The following is a 16,108-nucleotide window of genomic DNA, read 5'->3' as shown; positions in this document are numbered from 1 at the left end:
TGTTTCACCGCGTCCCGGACAATCTATCGTACAAGGCCACCAACTCGCGGGTTATCTTTTCGCTGGAGAATAAATTCAACGCACGCTTGCGAGCTTCATTGCCCATCTGTTGTCGCAACTCGTTCTCCGTAATCAATTTTGACAAGGCCCGTGTCAGCGCATTCACATCTCCCGCAGGGAACAACAAGCCGGTTTCGCCATCTGCCACGGCATCCGTAATCCCATATATACGCGAAGCCACGGCGGGCACGCCACAGGCTGCTGCCTCAATGATGGTCATGCCAAATCCTTCACGGTAACTTGGCAAGCAAAGAATATCTGCCGCAGTCATGTAATGTTCAGGTTTGGAAGAAAAGCTTATGTAGCGCAGGCGTTCGCTTTCTGCGTGGCAGATTTCCTGAATGCGGCTGAAGGGCACATCTTCTTCAGCACCCACCAGCAGGAGTTCCACATCCGGGTACTGTTTGGCAATAGTATCGAATGCGGCAGCCAAGTCCAGCATCCCCTTGTCGCGATTGAGCCGTCCGACAAATAGAACCACCTTCGAATCCCGCGCAATTCCCAAGCCTTGGCGTACTGTTTGTCTTTTCTCAGCATCCGGATGGAAACGCAGGGGATCTACACCGCAGATTGATCCTGCGCCAATCACCTTTGCTTTTCCCGGTGGCAGGACTCCCTCGTTAACCAAAAAGTCTCGCTGCGACGGACTCACCGCAAAAATATCTGTCGCAAGCAATCCAATCAATTGGTCGAATAATTTGAGTGTCTTCCGTCGCCAGCCGCTTCGTGTTGCCCATACCTCGCCATGAAATGTGTTGATGCGTATTGGTACCCTTGCCAACCATGCAGCCAACATTCCGAGCAGTCCTGTCTTGGGCATGTGGGAATGCACAATATCGAATCGCTCACGGCGAAACAGACTGTATAGTTGAAACAAGACTCGCAAGTCATTCCAAGGTGAGGGCCGACGGTCAATTGGGAGCAGAACGAGACGCGCATTAAGACCGTCAAGCAAGTACTTATCCGTGGAATTGCATATGACTGTTACTTCATATTTTTTTGCAGCCTCCTGAATATGGGCGCGTAAAAAAGCATGAACGACGGCCGGAATGGTTGCAACGTAGCAGAGTTTTTTCATGGTACTTTCAGGTCCAGTGCTATACCGTCCCGAATCCTATTCCACTTGGATACAACGGCATCATCTACGCTCACACGCTTACATTCATTATTCCCTGAACACAGCCTTTTAAATACATCACTACCTATCTTCAACAAATAGGCCGTTATTGCCAGCGACACAAAATACCATTGGTTTATTCTTGCAAAGTGACGGAATTGAACTTTTAAAACTGCCCAGCGTGTTTTTGCCAATTTTTGCCAGTTGATTTTCCTTCGAACCCTATAAGCAAAGAGTATTTCATCAACGGTTGAAAATCTGCTGTTGCGATAGCTACGCAACAGCAGCTCCTGATCCTCGCAAAAATAAGGAGCAGGATTCGCATAGCGATATTTGCGAAACCATTCCACTTTCCCCATCCAGGTTGGATGGGGAAAGTGGAATCCTCGCCACGGGTAGGAAGAAATTTCTTCATGCGTGATAGCACTAGGAAAAATGCTCGTCGCCTTATTGTTTTCATCAATCGTGATTGCACATACGGCCACCAAATCCAGTTGCGGGTCCTTTTTAAAGGCATCGATTTGGAACTCAAATCGCGTTGGATATGACACATCATCCGCATCCATCCGAGCAAAGTATTTGCCTCGTGCCAATTCGATGCACTCATTCAGTCTGACGGCCAATCCTTTATTTATGCCATCTCTCAAAATCTGAATTCGCGCATCCTTGATGTCCACAATGCTCTGCAGGGCATTGTCCGTTGAACCATCATCAATGATCAACAACTCCCAGTCTGTAAAGGTTTGCTTGACTATCGAGAGCACAGCCAATCGCAAGTACTTGCCTGCGTTGTATACGGGCATGGCGACTGTTACCAAGGGCGGTTGGGCGGTTTCCTGGTCCGAATCAAACACTACCATTCCTTAAGTCTCACAGTCTAATCCAGTCTTGCGGGATCAAATCCCGCGTATTTGTTTCTTTGGCAAACCACTTTTGTGGCGCAATAACGATTTTGTCAGGACTTGGATTCAGCCACGCACCCCACCAACTGAAAGAGCTATTGGCAATGATGTGATGTTTGCACATACTCATCAGCCGCATGTCATTGTAACTTTCCTCGCCCTTGTTATGATCCACATAATGGGAAGGGAAATCTATTTCTATGTTTTCTCTTACCCATGTCGGATCGTCTGAAAATATATAAAAGCACGGCTGATCAACTTTATTGATCACATATTGAATTGCCGACTTGTAGTACTCCAGCGAACATAAGCCATGGGCAGCGGTCGTTTTTGGATTGTTCGCATAGTCACCGCGCCGAACATGGAGGCTGATCGCATTTCCCTGTTGGATTTTCTCTGCAAAATCAGCATTTCGTAAATTCATCAATTTCCTGAATGCAAAGTCGATACGAATTTGTGCGGCTACATCAGCAAAATATTTTTCGGATTGCCAATAGCCTGACAAATAGCAATCTGTTTTCAGATCGTCCATTTTGGGCCAATAATAAAAATGCGGTTCTACGGCAAACGCATCTCGACGAAATTTGGCAAATCGTTGACGTGTCATTAGCCGACGAATAATGGGTTTGGACTGCCAGCCCAATACCCGGTTGATGTCCGAATCACTGGCAATCACTGCTGGACACGTAAATACGCGTTGCAACTCAAATCCTTGATGTAAACCGTACGATGCAAAGCCGGAAATATCCAACCGGAGTTCCGTATTTTTTCTTAATGACAGAGCGCGACCGGCTGCATATTGAAACATCTGATTGCCCAAGCCGCCGATAATATGAGTTATCACCACGATCACTTACAATCCAAGTTTATTTAAGATTTGACCGATAAATTTGCGCACCGTCCTTTTCGGAACAATCAAAGAACTGGATGGCAGCAGTTTTTCCAGCTCGCTGGTTTTTTGAACAGTAAAGGGTTGTGTGAATTCAAAACCTTCAAAAAACAGGCTTTTATTTGCTGCACATAAATCATCCCAACCGCAACTAAGTGTTTGATAGAACAATGAGCTTACTGCTGCAAACTCAGGAAAAACGGTATCACGCTTTGGTAGATATCTCAGTAGGCTCTGTTCGAAATCAAATTTTACGAAATGGAGATGAACATCGAAGTTATACAAATATTCATAAGTAATGAGCGGGTATTCTAAATAACCTCTTCCTCCTGCTACCCTGAATACTTCGCTTAGGAACGACTTGGGATCAGGAACATGTTCTATTACATGCGAACAGATTACATAATCAAACTGACCATCCTCGAATGGAAACCTTGCACCGTTGTAATAGTGAACCGGCTTGCTGCCGAAGTCTGCGTCCTTGAGCTCCCCGCCACGCTGAGCAATCTTGTCCTGAGCGCCATCAAAACTTAGTTCGAGAAAAACATCGCTTCTAGGATGTGGGGTTGAGCCAGGCCCAATCTCCAACACCTTGTCTTTTGGACGAATCGCCGTTATTTTTTCTGGAAAGAACATCTCAAATTATTTGCTGTTTGACAGCAACGCAGTGCCACCCAAAACATGCAACCTCATCGGCCATCCGAGATTTTCCGCGTAGCGAGAAATAAATCAAACCGGCTCCCGCTACCAGATAGCTTAAAGGCCAGCACCAATCACCGTAGCGGCGTGCCATGCCGGGCAGCCGCAACATTTCCTGTTTTGCGTAGGAGAACCAATCACCATTAGGTATCAGCTCCTGGATTTCAAAATTTCGCGGCGGCAAGTGATATTCATACCAGTAGCGGCTATATCCAGTGGCGTAATGGTATGGCGCAAAGTGCACGAATGAAGCAAACGGTGCAGTGATGATCAGTTTGCCGCCCGGTTTTAGCAAACGCGCAAACTCATCCAATGCCTTGATTGCGTCGGGTAAATGCTCAAATACCTCGCTGCACAGAATCACATCAAACGAGGCATTTGGTTCTGGAATATTTATGATGTCACAGACAAGATCAATCCTGCTGGTATCCCATGTGCCAGTTTGCAGCCCTTTTTCGTCTCCCTTTCCTTCATACTGGCAAGCATCCTGCGACACATAATTCAAGTGAGAACATAACGGCTTGTTGCGTAATTCACCCGCTCCGGCATCGAGCAAGCGCAAACCTGGCGGGATGGCCGACAACGTCTCAGCCAGCCACCGATTCCGCCCTTCTTCGTTGGCGTCAATCCCGATTATGCCTTTTAATAATTTCTTCACTTTCCAGTCCTTATTGCTTGACGAACGTAAATATACCTAATGAATAGCGAAGCTTGCTCAACTCGGCCATATCCAGCTGCATGTCGGAAGACAAGATAACCGCCCGGCTCTGCCCTATCCATGCGAATTCTCTGAGCAACAATCCGCTTTCTGCAGCGAGACGAACCAGTGAGTTCGGATCAAATATCCGATGCGCATTAAACTCCACGCGTTCCTGTCCGATGGGAACGGAAAGATAAAACAAGCCGCCAGACTGCAGTATCCTTGCCATGTTACCCAGTCCCGACGCATATCCATGTGGATCAATCGGATCACCGTAGCGGCCAAGGCCAAAATGCTCCAGCGCGTGTAAACATGAAAGTGAGTCGCAATATTCAATGAGCGATTCGGACGGATGCATCAAATCTGCCTGCCTGAAACTAACTCCTGGAATCATTGAAGTGACAGGGCGAATATCGAACACTTCGATATCCCTGAAACTGGCCACATGTGCAACAAAGCCATCAATGCGCGAACCAATATCCACATGCCTTGTCGGATTGGCAAGATGAATTAGCCGTGCCACATGCAAATCCTGCCAAAAGTATTCGTCCTTGGTGGAACCACCCTCTTCAAACCAGTCATACAAACAAGGGAGAAAGTCGAGCCTGCCTTTGTATTCTTTTCGAAAATGAAACCAGCCTGCGACATATCGAGGAATTCCCCTGCACGAGCGAAACAATCGTCTTGGGTCGAAGCCAAACTGCGCACTGAGTAACCAGTAAGATTTACGAATAAGCTCATTCATTCTGTTTCCGCTTTAACCATTCTAGACTGAGCATCAGCCCTATAAAATTAATCATCAGCCAGCCAAATGCCGCACCAATTGTACCTTGCCAGATAACAAGGGGCGGGATTAGCACTACAGAGAGTACCAACGCCAGCGCATTCACCTGAAACATTCGGTAGAATTTTTTATGAACTATCCAGTTTATATAGCCAACATTATAAAATGCGTTCATGCCTGTCCCCACAAGTAAGACGGCTAATAGCGGATAGACTGTTGAAGCCACATCGGGGTTTCTCAACCAGATACCCAACAACCATTGACCTGCTGCAATGAAAATCAGGGCAATTACTCCAGTCAGCAGTCCAATCAGCACAGCCAGCTTGATGCCGAGTTTGCGCAAAGCCGCAGGTTCTTCACGCAACTGTACCGCACGTGGCAACACTGCCTGAACCAAGGGATAGACCAGTTGCAGCATGCCAACCGCGACCGTGGCTGCAACCGTGTAATAACCGAACTGTTCAATGGTGGCCATCCGGCTGAGTACTATTTTATCCATCTGAACGGTTAAGGCGCCCAGCCAAACAGCTGCAGACATACCGGCGACCTGCCGCCAGACCGGGCGTAATTCTTTTATTTCCCATTTAAGCTGATTTTTTTTTACGTTCAGTGTGTTCCATGCCAACCTGCTCCGCAGTAAAGTTTCCAGCAGTGCTATCGAAGCCTGCCAAATCAGATAAGCAGACAACGTTGGCCAGACAAGAACGACTATTACTCCACCAACATGGCGTAACAGCGCACCGACCAACATAACACCGTTAAGAACCACCTGCGCTTGCGCACCCACAAGCAGACTACGATAAATTGATCCGGGAAACTGGGCTGCAAAGATAGCCGATGCGCCGTAAATAGCCACCCGCCCCGATACATCTGGCAATCCCCCCAAGTTCAGCCAATGCCTGGCAATCGTATCTGCCAGCAGCAGCGTGACACCTCCGGTGCAAAAGGCAAATATCCAATATATGCGTTCGAATCCGAACAGCAGCAATGCTGTGCTGCGCCGCCCCCCGTCCGCCAAATTCAGTCGTACCGAAAATTCGCGCACTAGCGCTTGGCTCATGCCTGCGTCCAGCAGGCCGAGTATTGCCTGGAGCATAGTTATGAAACCGATTAATCCAAACTGCTTCGGCCCAAGTGCCGCCAGATACCAAGGCAACGCAAGAATCGGTGCCAGCGCCACCACGCCCATTCCTACGTAGTTGGATAGGATGTTTTTTCTTAGCGTCATGGGATTCGTCCGACTATGGACAGCGGGCAATAAAATCGCCGTATGCTAACTTAATACCCTCTGCCAAGCTGACGACGGGCTTCCAACCAAAACCCCGAATTCTGGAAACATCCATCACTTTTCGCATGGTGCCATCCGGCTTGCTGGTGTCGAAGGTAAGGCTGCCTTTGAAACCGACTACTTCCGCTACAAGCTCAGCCAGTTCCTTGATGGTCAGGTCTTCACCACAACCGATATTGACCAATGGCGGCTGTTCATTGTTAAACAATCCCGCAAGTTTGTCCTCGGGTTGTTCCAGCAAATATAGACACGCATCGGCCATATCTTCGCTATAAAGAAATTCGCGTCTGGGCGTACCCGTACCCCATACCACCACTTCTTTATCACCATGCAGTTTCGCTTCATGCATCTTGCGAATCAACGCGGGCAGAACGTGAGAGTTGTTTAGGTCGTAGTTATCGTTAGGCCCATACAGGTTAGTAGGCATGGCGGCCATGAATTTGGTGCCGTACTGCCGATTGTACGACCAGCACATTTCGATCCCGGCAATCTTGGCCACCGCATATGGTCGGTTAGTCGGTTCGAGCGGGCCTGTCAGCAGACATTCTTCACTCATCGGTTGCGGGGCATTCTTAGGGTAGATGCAGCTCGAGCCCAAGAACAACAGGCGCTCGACATTGCTCTGCCATGCGCTATGAATAATGTTGGATTGGATAACGAGATTGTCGTGGATGAATTCTGCCGGGTAGGTATTGTTGGCATGGATTCCCCCTACTTTGGCAGCGGCAAGAATGACGTATTCTGGCTTCTCTTTGGCAAAAAATGCTTGCACAGCTGCCTGGTCGCGCAGTTCCAATTCATCATGGGTGCGCAAGATGAGATTGTGATAACCCTTGGCATTCAGGCTCCGCAAAAGGGCCGAGCCAACTAATCCGCGATGCCCGGCTACATATATCTTTGAGTCTTTATTCATTGCCTACTCATGACTATTAAACATTGCGTAGCCGTGCTTCTTCACCAGCTCATCACGTTCCGCACCTTTTAGGTCTTCGCGCACCATTTCGCTAACCAAGTCGTCGAAAGTGATCCTTGGCGACCAGCCTAGCTTGTTTTTTGCTTTGCTGGCATCGCCCAGCAAGGTTTCGACTTCAGTAGGACGGAAATATCGCGGATCGACCGCCACGATGCATTTACCGGAAGCGTCGTAGCCTTTTTCTTCAACGCCGTCACCCTTCCATGTGATGGACATACCAAGTTCCTTGGCTGCAGCGTTCACGAAATCGCGCACGCTGTATTGCACGCCTGTAGCAATCACAAAGTCTTCCGGTTTTTCCTGCTGCAGCATCAGCCACTGCATCTCAACGTAGTCTTTGGCATGGCCCCAGTCGCGCAACGAATTCAGGTTGCCCAGGTACAGGCAGTCCTGCAGGCCGAGTTTGATGCGCGCCAAGGCACGGGTTATCTTGCGCGTGACGAAGGTTTCGCCGCGTATAGGCGATTCATGATTGAACAGGATGCCGTTGCAGGCGTATATGCCGTAGGCTTCGCGGTAATTGACGGTGATCCAGTAGGCATAGAGCTTGGCTACCGCATACGGGCTGCGGGGATAGAACGGGGTCGTTTCTTTTTGCGGCGTCTCTTGCACCAGACCATACAGTTCGGAGGTGGAGGCTTGATAGAAACGCGTTTTCTTGGCCAGGCCGAGGATGCGAATTGCTTCCAGGATGCGCAATGAACCGAGTGCATCGGAATTGGCCGTATATTCCGGCTCCTCGAACGACACCGCGACGTGGCTTTGTGCAGCCAGGTTATATATTTCGTCAGGCTGCACTTTCTGGATGATGTGCGTCAGGCTGGACGAGTCGGTCATATCTCCGTGATGCAGGAAGAATGGCTTGCCCTTTTCGTGCAGGTCATGGAACAGGTGGTCGATGCGCGCTGTGTTGAAGAGCGAGCTGCGGCGCTTGATGCCGTGAACCTCATAACCCTTATTCAGCAGCAATTCAGAGAGGTAAGCCCCGTCTTGTCCTGTGACGCCAGTAATCAGTGCGACCTTTTTGGTTTTGCTCATATCACTTTCCTGTTTGAGCTGCTATCTGCCGTAGTTGTCTTCATAACGTTGAATATCGTCTTCGCCCAGATAATCGCCGACCTGTATTTCGACGATATGCAGCGGTTCCTTGCCAAGATTTTCCAGGCGGTGCTTCGTCCCTATCGGTATGTAGGTGCTTTGGTTCTTGTAAACGGTGATGACTTCTTCACCGTTGGTAACGGTTGCCGTTCCTGACACAACCACCCAGTGCTCGGATCGCTGGCGATGGCTTTGCAGACTCAGCCGCGCGCCCGGTGCAACCTCGATGCGTTTTAGCTTGAAACCTTGCGGGTCTTCTTCCAGCACGGTATAGCTGCCCCAAGGGCGGTTCACTTTGGTATGGTAGACATGCTCGGTCGCACCCTTTTCCTGCAGTGCGTCAACCACTTCGCGTACCCGCTGTGTCTGATCGCTCTTCGAGATCAACACCGCATCAGCGGTCTCGATCACGCACAGATCTTCCACACCGATGGCGGCCACCAGGCGTTTTTCGGCTCGAATCAGGCTGTTCTTGCAATCTACCGCGATGACATTGCCTTGCAGCGCATTACCGTTTTCGTCCTTGTTCGAGATCTCGTGTACCGCTTGCCAGCTGCCGACATCGTTCCAGCCGATGTCGCAGGGAATGAGGGAAACCTTGTCAGATTTTTCCAGTACGCCGTAATCGATGGAAATCGACGGCATCGCAGCGAAATGTTTTTCCAGGGACTTTTGGAAGGATGTGCCAGCATGGGTTTCGGCAAGTATGGCTTGCACGATCTGATAGACCGCGGGCAAGTACCGTTGTATCTCGGCAAGGATCACCGACGCACGCCAGACGAACATGCCGGAGTTCCAATAGTAACCGCCTTCTTTCAGGAATGCCTGGGCGGTAGTCAGGTTGGGTTTTTCAGTAAACCGTTCTACCTGATGCACCTGCGCATCATCGACTTGATGCGCCTTGATATAGCCGAAGCCGGTGTCGGGCCGGGTCGGCTGAATGCCAAAGGTTACCAGCTTGCCGCTTTGTGCAGCCTGGATAGCAGTGTCCAGATGCTTGCGGAAGCCCGCTTCGTCTTTGATGACGTGGTCGGCAGGCAACACCACCATGACCGGGTCTTTTCCTTCAGCCATGAGATATGCCGCCGCTATGGCGATAGCCGGTGCAGTGTTACGGCCGATGGGTTCGTAAAGCGATTGATAGGGCAGCAGCGCGTGGTATGCCTCACCCTTGGCCAGTGCTTCCTGGGTGACGATCAATACATTCTTTTCCCCTATCGTCGGCATCAGACGATTGATCGTTGTTTTCAACAATGAGAATTCCCCATCCAGCGCCAGAAATTGCTTGGGCAGGTTTTGCCTGGATAACGGCCACAAGCGGCTTCCGCTGCCGCCCGCAAGAATGATGGCATAAACCTGGTTATTCATGTGTATTCTCCAGCAAACCTTTTTGTTTGGCTTCACGCTTCAGTTCGGCGATTTCCGCACGCAAGCGCTCATATTCCTGGACTTTGACTTGCAGAAATTCCACTGTCATTCGCGCCTTTTGTTCAACACCGCTGGGCGTAAGCAGATAGGCATAAGCCAATTTGTTGTCGCTGTTACGGAAGTTGTTGATCTTGACGCTGCCTTTTGCGACAAGGGCATTGAGACAAAAATTGATTTTTCCAAGGCTGACGCCCAGCCTTTTCGCCAAGTCCCTTTGCGAAAGTCCGGGATTCTCTTCCAGGGTTTTGAGCAGACCGTAATGTGTGGTTTCGTCTAGCATAGGTAGTGCGTTCAGTCGGTGAACGGCGCGCATTACAGCAGTCCATATATATAGTGTCAAGTTATCTGTCGGCTGGTTTCGTTACAATAGCGGAGTCTTCCATACGTTTACCGCCCGTGACTGACACCATTAAACCCGATTTGCATATCGCCATCGTCCGTTTTTCTGCATTGGGCGATGTGGTCTTGGTGTCCGCTGCGGTGCGTGCATTACAGCATTGCCTGCCTGACGCAAGAATTACCTGGATCACCAGTCGGTTAACTTACGCTTTGTTAAAAGGTATGGAAGGCGTGACCTTTGAGGTATTTGATAAACCGCGCACTCTGGCAGATTACTTTGCTTTTTATGGGGCGTTCCGCGAACGCCGGTTCGATGTAGTTTTGGCGATGCAGGCCAATCTGCGCATCAATTTGCTCTATACGGCTTTGCACGCCCCGATCAAGATCGGTTTTGACCGTACTCGCGCCCGTGAAGGTCAATGGTTGTTCTGTAATCGCCACATTCCTTTCAATGATTCGCACCTTGAGGATAGTTTTTTGTCCTTTGTTGAAACATTGACCGGTAAACCAGCTTCGGCGATCTGGAATTTGCCGGTCGATTCAAGTGACCTTGAATGGGCGCGAGTACGGTTGACGAATTTGCCAAAGCCTTGGGTGGCGATCCATCCGCATTCAAGCAAAACTGAACGTAATTGGTTGCCGGAACGCTACGAGGAAATCGTGAAACAAGCTGTTGCCCGCTGGAAATGTGGCGTGGTCCTTTCCGGCGGAAGCTCCGCGGCGGAACTGGCATTGTGCGAACGACTCGCACAACTGGCTCCCGACCACACGATCAATCTTTGCGGCAAATCCACGCCAAAGCAGCTTGCTGCACTGCTAAGTCTTGCCGACGTACTGATCGCTCCGGATACGGGTTCGGTTCACATTGCCAGAGCGATGAACACGCCAGTCATCGGCCTTTACGCCGTTGCGTCGCCGAAATTGAGCGGACCGTATCGGCAACTGGAGTACTGTGTGGATCGTTATCCTCAAGCAGTCAATGTGTATCTTGGTAAGGACGCCGATCATCTCCCGTGGAACACAAGGGTGCATGACCCAAGGGCAATGTCCCTGATAGCGGTTGACGATGTCGTGTCACAACTGGAAAGAGTATTGGGTAGACACGCATGAAGAAGCTGATTGATTCGAAGTTTGCCTACACCGCTTTGCTCTGGCTTTTGCTGCCTTATGCGTTTTTTCATTTGTATTGGCGTTCGCGCAAGCAGCCGGAATATCTGGATCATATCGGCGAGCGCTTTGGACGTTATGCTGTGAGTTGCGACAAGCCTGTCATATGGCTGCACACAGTGTCGGTCGGTGAAACCCGCGCCGCGGTCACGCTGGTTCAGAGTTTGCGCAGTCGTTATCCCGATCACCAGATACTGCTCAGCCACACCACACCCACCGGACGTGCTGCCAGCGAGCAACTCTTTGGCGATGACGTGATTCGCGTATACCTGCCCTACGATTATCCATTTGCCGTTAGGCGCTTCCTGCAACATTTCCGTCCCCGCGTCGGTGCATTGCTGGAGACAGAGATATGGTTCAACCTTATCCATGCCTGCCATGCCGAGGCTATTCCTGTTTTGTTGCTCAATGCACGGCTTTCGGAAAAGTCTGCGCGCAGTTATGCGCGTTTTCCCAAACTCGCCCGCACGAGTTTGCATGAGTTGTACCTGATTTCGGCGCAGACCGAAGAGGATGCAACTCGTCTCGCCAGCCTGGCGAATAAAGCGGTACCGGTAATGGGCAATCTGAAATTCGACATCGCGCCCCCTGCCGAGATGCTGCAACTGGGCAAACACTTCCGTACCTTGTTCGGCGAACGCCCAGTCCTGCTTCTTGCCAGCACGCGCGAGGGTGAAGAAGAGTTGTTGCTGAATGCCTTGCAACATGAACAGATCGAACAACTGCTCATCGTGATCGTGCCGCGGCATCCGCAACGGTTCGATGAAGTCGCCAGTCTGGTTGAAAAGCATGGTTTGCACATGCAACGCCGCAGTTCAAATGAGGCCGTTTCAACGCACACTCAGGTGGTGCTGGGCGACAGCATGGGAGAGATGTTCGCTTACTACGCCTCTTGCGATCTCGCCTTCATCGGCGGCAGCCTGCTCCCTTTTGGCGGGCAAAACCTGATCGAAGCGTGTGCCGTCGGTACACCCCTGTTGATCGGACCGCACACTTACAACTTTGAGCAGGCTGCAGAACTTGCCGTTGCCAATGGCGCAGCGATGCGGATCTTCCATGCCGATGACCTCGTGAAACAGCTTGATATTCTGATGCACGACTCCAACCGGTTGAATAATATGGGTGAGGCCGGTAAGCGGTTCGTCAGTAACAATCGGGGGGCCACTAAACATGCAATGGCGCACATTGATTTAGCGCTCGATCATGCGCTGTATAACAAAATCGTTTCCATGAGGTAAAATCTTCTCCATGAAAAAAATCCTAGTTACCGGCGGTGCCGGATTCATTGGCTCTGCCGTCATTCGGCAGTTCATTAACGATACCGATTCCAGCGTTGTCAATGTCGACAAGCTGACCTATGCGGGCAATCTGCAATCACTGGCCACAGTGTCGGACAATCCACGCTACCGTTTCGAACAGGTGGATATTTGCGATGCTGCCGAAGTTGCGCGGGTGTTCCGCGAACATCAACCGGATGCCGTAATGCATTTGGCCGCTGAATCACATGTCGACCGTTCCATCAGCGGTCCGGCAGATTTCATTCAGACCAATATCGTCGGCACTTATATTCTGCTTGAATCTGCCCGCAACTACTGGAACGGCCTGGATACGCAGCGTAAAAAGGGTTTCAGATTCCACCATATTTCAACGGATGAGGTGTACGGCAGCCTGGGAGAGACCGGTTTCTTTACAGAAGAGACTGCCTACGAACCCAACTCCCCCTACTCCGCCAGCAAGGCATCCTCCGATCATCTGGTGCGTGCATGGCATCACACTTACGGTTTTCCGGTGGTGACTACCAATTGTTCCAACAACTACGGACCGTATCATTTTCCAGAGAAGCTTATCCCGCTCGTGATCTTGAATGCAGTCAATGGAAAGCCGCTGCCCATTTACGGCAAGGGTGACAACATCCGCGACTGGCTGTATGTGGACGACCATGCGCGGGCTTTGCGTCTGGTTCTTGAACGCGGCAAGTTGGGCGAGACCTACAACATCGGCGGCTGGAACGAAAAGACCAATCTGGAAGTGGTACAAGCCATCTGCAAAACTCTGGATGAACTGCACCCCCAAGGAGCGCCGCACAACAAACTCATCACCTATGTTGCCGACCGCCCCGGTCACGACAAACGTTATGCGATTGATGCCACCAAAATCTCGCAGGATCTTGGATGGAAACCCCGGGAGACTTTCGAGAGCGGACTGCGCAAGACCGTTGAATGGTATTTGCATAACACCGATTGGGTCAGCGGTGTGACCAGCGGCGAATACCAGAAGTGGGTACAGAAGAATTATGCAGACAGGAGTGTGGCATGAAAGGCATCATTCTCGCCGGTGGTTCCGGCACCAGGCTTTATCCGGTAACGCAAACGATTTCCAAACAGCTCCTGCCGGTCTACGACAAGCCGATGATCTATCATCCGCTCACGACGCTGATGCTTGCCGGGATACGCGATGTTCTGGTCATTTCTACGCCGCAGGATACTCCCCGTTTTGAACAGTTGCTGGGTGACGGCTCGCAGTGGGGCATGAGTATTTCTTACGCTGTGCAGCCATCTCCCGATGGCCTGGCCCAGGCTTTCATCATCGGCGAATCTTTCATCGGTAACGATGCCTGTTCGCTGGTGTTGGGCGACAATATTTTTTATGGTCATGCCTTTGATACCTTGCTGACTCCGGCAGCCAGTAAATCTGACGGCGGCACTGTATTTGCCTACCACGTGCTTGATCCGGAACGGTACGGCGTCGTCGATTTCGATGCTTCTGGCCGCGCGCTCAGTATCGAGGAAAAGCCCCTCAAGCCCAAATCGAATTACGCTGTGACGGGGTTATATTTTTATGACAACGATGTGGTGCAGATTGCTAAATCCATCAAGCCGTCTGCCCGCGGCGAACTTGAAATCACCACCGTGAACCAGATTTATCTGGAGCGCGGCAAGCTTGACGTCCAGGTGATGGGGCGCGGCTATGCATGGCTGGACACCGGCACGCACGAATCCCTGCTGGAAGCCTCCATGTTCATCCAGACGCTGGAAAAGCGCCAAGGCCTGAAGATTGCCTGCCCTGAAGAGATCGCCTATCGCAGGGGCTATATCGATACTGCCCAATTGCAAAAATTGATTGCTCCGCTCGCAAAGAATGGCTATGGGCAATATCTGCAGCGCCTGTTGCTTGAAGAGTCGCGCTGATGCAAGTCGTCCCTACCGCTATTCCCGATTTGCTCGTCATCGAACCCAAGGTTTTCGGCGATGACCGCGGTTTTTTCTATGAGAGCTTCAATCAGCGCCGTTTCACTGAATTGACCGGTGTGGCAGACGCCTTTGTTCAGGACAACCATTCCAAATCCGCCCGCAATGTATTGCGCGGCCTGCATTACCAGATACGCCAGCCACAAGGTAAGCTGGTGCGTGTCATTGCAGGCGAGGTTTTGGATATCGCTGTCGACATTCGTAAGAGTTCGCCCTCCTTCGGAAAATCGGTAGGCGTAACTCTGTCTGCCGAAAACAAGAAGATGCTGTGGATACCAAAGGGATTTGCCCATGGATTTGTGGTGTTAAGCGAATCTGCCGAGTTCTTGTATAAGACTACCGATTATTGGGCACCCGAGCATGAGCGCTGCATCGTCTGGAACGATGCCGATTTGGCTATCGACTGGCATTTGGCCGGGGCCAGCCCCTTGCTTTCCGCCAAGGACCAGGCCGGCAAACGCTTGCGCGAAGCAGAGACTTTTGCATGACAAAAATTCTGCTCACCGGTAAAAACGGGCAGCTTGGTTGGGAATTGCAACGTTCACTGGCTACTTTCGGTCAGGTCGTTGCAACGGATTCGAAGGAATTGGATCTGGCCGATCCTGATGCAATCAGGCGCACCATTCGTCGCATTGCTCCCGACATCATCATCAATCCCGCTGCCTATACCGCCGTCGATAAGGCTGAAAGCGATACCGAGCTGGCAATGGCTGTAAATGGCTTTGCGCCCGGAGTGCTTGCTGAAGAATCACTGCGTCTCGGCGCGTTACTGGTACATTACTCCACTGACTATGTATTCGACGGAAGCAAGGCTGCGCCTTATATCGAGGCCGATGCGCCCAACCCGCAAAGTGTCTATGGGCGAACAAAATTGGCTGGAGAACAGGCGATCCGTGCCTCCGGTTGCAAGCACCTCATACTGCGCACCAGCTGGGTGTATGGAGTACACGGCGGGAATTTTGTGAAGACGATATTGCGACTGGCGAAAGAGCGCAACGAGCTCCGCATCGTCGCCGATCAGTTCGGTGCGCCAACTTGGGCGAGGAATCTTGCGCAAGCCACGGCTTCGGCGCTGTCCTGCTGGCAGAGTAAAAATTGGGATGGTGATTTGAGCGGGCTTTATCATCTCACTGCGGCAGGGCGCACTAACTGGCATGAATATGCCGAAGAGATTGTTCGCTTGGCCCGCAAATGCGATCCTGCAATCGCAGCTAAACTACTCGATATCCGGCCCATCGCTACTCAGGAATATCCCGTCCTCGCAAAGCGGCCAGCCAATTCGGTCCTGTCCAACGGCAAGATTCACGCTGCCTTCGGGATCGTATTGCCGGAATGGCGCGACAGCCTTGCGGAGTGTGTGCGGGAGATATATGAGCCGACTGACATGGCAGCCCTGCGGCAATAGTCAGTTGACTA

17 protein-coding genes are annotated in these 16,108 nt (G+C 51.0%); 6 read left to right on the top strand and 11 right to left on the bottom strand.

Annotated elements, in window-relative coordinates:
• Nucleotides 1-4 precede the first annotated feature (4 nt).
• From QOY30_RS00380 to QOY30_RS00330, 11 genes are read right to left on the bottom strand one after another with little or no spacing between them, the layout of a single operon-like run.
• On the bottom strand, nucleotides 5-1,138 hold the full coding sequence (locus QOY30_RS00380) for a glycosyltransferase family 4 protein (RefSeq protein ID WP_283742664.1): 1,134 nt from the start codon (nucleotides 1,136-1,138) through the stop codon (nucleotides 5-7).
• Nucleotides 1,135-2,031 carry a glycosyltransferase family 2 protein gene (locus QOY30_RS00375; RefSeq protein WP_283742663.1) on the bottom strand — a complete coding sequence of 299 codons (897 nt, stop codon included), beginning with the start codon at nucleotides 2,029-2,031 and terminating at the stop codon, nucleotides 1,135-1,137. The genes QOY30_RS00380 and QOY30_RS00375 overlap by 4 nt, the downstream gene beginning before the upstream one ends.
• Before the next feature lie 16 nt (nucleotides 2,032-2,047).
• Nucleotides 2,048-2,932, bottom strand: a complete 885-nt coding sequence (locus tag QOY30_RS00370; protein ID WP_283742662.1) for an alpha-1,2-fucosyltransferase — start codon at nucleotides 2,930-2,932, stop codon at nucleotides 2,048-2,050.
• Nucleotides 2,933-3,604, bottom strand: a complete 672-nt coding sequence (locus QOY30_RS00365; RefSeq protein WP_283742661.1) for a class I SAM-dependent methyltransferase — start codon at nucleotides 3,602-3,604, stop codon at nucleotides 2,933-2,935.
• A gap of 1 nt (nucleotide 3,605) precedes the next feature.
• Nucleotides 3,606-4,325, bottom strand: coding sequence for a class I SAM-dependent methyltransferase (locus QOY30_RS00360; RefSeq protein WP_283742660.1), 720 nt, complete (start codon nucleotides 4,323-4,325; stop codon nucleotides 3,606-3,608).
• Nucleotides 4,326-4,335: 10 nt separating this feature from the next.
• Entirely contained in the window at nucleotides 4,336-5,112 is a 777-nt protein-coding gene (locus QOY30_RS00355) for a DUF268 domain-containing protein (protein WP_283742659.1), read from the bottom strand.
• Entirely contained in the window at nucleotides 5,105-6,379 is a 1,275-nt protein-coding gene (locus QOY30_RS00350) for a lipopolysaccharide biosynthesis protein (protein ID WP_283742658.1), read from the bottom strand. Before QOY30_RS00350 ends, QOY30_RS00355 begins: the two co-directional genes overlap by 8 nt.
• 13 nt (nucleotides 6,380-6,392) lie before the next feature.
• Nucleotides 6,393-7,352 (bottom strand): GDP-L-fucose synthase family protein, encoded by a 960-nt coding sequence (locus QOY30_RS00345; RefSeq protein WP_283742657.1) that lies wholly within the window; start codon nucleotides 7,350-7,352, stop codon nucleotides 6,393-6,395.
• 3 nt (nucleotides 7,353-7,355) lie between these two features.
• Nucleotides 7,356-8,450, bottom strand: coding sequence for a GDP-mannose 4,6-dehydratase (gene gmd / locus QOY30_RS00340; protein ID WP_283742656.1), 1,095 nt, complete (start codon nucleotides 8,448-8,450; stop codon nucleotides 7,356-7,358).
• A 21-nt stretch (nucleotides 8,451-8,471) separates the two neighbouring features.
• Nucleotides 8,472-9,878, bottom strand: coding sequence for a mannose-1-phosphate guanylyltransferase/mannose-6-phosphate isomerase (locus QOY30_RS00335; protein WP_283742655.1), 1,407 nt, complete (start codon nucleotides 9,876-9,878; stop codon nucleotides 8,472-8,474).
• Nucleotides 9,871-10,218: a MarR family EPS-associated transcriptional regulator gene (locus QOY30_RS00330; RefSeq protein ID WP_283742654.1), complete on the bottom strand. Its 348-nt coding sequence runs from the start codon at nucleotides 10,216-10,218 to the stop codon at nucleotides 9,871-9,873. Before QOY30_RS00330 ends, QOY30_RS00335 begins: the two co-directional genes overlap by 8 nt.
• A gap of 116 nt (nucleotides 10,219-10,334) precedes the next feature.
• Here QOY30_RS00330 and QOY30_RS00325 point away from each other — a divergent pair, with 116 nt between their 5' ends.
• Genes QOY30_RS00325 through rfbD form a run of 6 tightly spaced genes read left to right on the top strand, consistent with a single transcriptional unit; the run spans nucleotide 10,335 to nucleotide 16,097 of the window.
• Nucleotides 10,335-11,387 carry a glycosyltransferase family 9 protein gene (locus tag QOY30_RS00325; protein WP_283742653.1) on the top strand — a complete coding sequence of 351 codons (1,053 nt, stop codon included), beginning with the start codon at nucleotides 10,335-10,337 and terminating at the stop codon, nucleotides 11,385-11,387.
• Nucleotides 11,384-12,682, top strand: coding sequence for a lipid IV(A) 3-deoxy-D-manno-octulosonic acid transferase (gene waaA, locus QOY30_RS00320; RefSeq protein WP_283742652.1), 1,299 nt, complete (start codon nucleotides 11,384-11,386; stop codon nucleotides 12,680-12,682). The genes QOY30_RS00325 and waaA overlap by 4 nt, the downstream gene beginning before the upstream one ends.
• Before the next feature lie 10 nt (nucleotides 12,683-12,692).
• Nucleotides 12,693-13,760: a dTDP-glucose 4,6-dehydratase gene (rfbB, locus tag QOY30_RS00315; protein ID WP_283742651.1), complete on the top strand. Its 1,068-nt coding sequence runs from the start codon at nucleotides 12,693-12,695 to the stop codon at nucleotides 13,758-13,760.
• Nucleotides 13,757-14,632 carry a glucose-1-phosphate thymidylyltransferase RfbA gene (gene rfbA / locus QOY30_RS00310; protein WP_283742650.1) on the top strand — a complete coding sequence of 292 codons (876 nt, stop codon included), beginning with the start codon at nucleotides 13,757-13,759 and terminating at the stop codon, nucleotides 14,630-14,632. Before rfbB ends, rfbA begins: the two co-directional genes overlap by 4 nt.
• Nucleotides 14,632-15,180, top strand: a complete 549-nt coding sequence (gene rfbC, locus QOY30_RS00305) for a dTDP-4-dehydrorhamnose 3,5-epimerase (protein ID WP_283742649.1) — start codon at nucleotides 14,632-14,634, stop codon at nucleotides 15,178-15,180. The genes rfbA and rfbC overlap by 1 nt, the downstream gene beginning before the upstream one ends.
• Nucleotides 15,177-16,097: a dTDP-4-dehydrorhamnose reductase gene (gene rfbD, locus QOY30_RS00300; protein ID WP_283742648.1), complete on the top strand. Its 921-nt coding sequence runs from the start codon at nucleotides 15,177-15,179 to the stop codon at nucleotides 16,095-16,097. The genes rfbC and rfbD overlap by 4 nt, the downstream gene beginning before the upstream one ends.
• Nucleotides 16,098-16,108: the final 11 nt, after the last annotated feature.

Origin of the sequence: Sideroxydans sp. CL21, from assembly GCF_902459525.1 — a bacterium.
GTDB lineage: Bacteria > Pseudomonadota > Gammaproteobacteria > Burkholderiales > Gallionellaceae > Sideroxyarcus.
The sequence above is the reverse complement of the archived record's forward strand: the minus strand, read 5'-3'. Positions and strand labels throughout refer to the sequence as shown.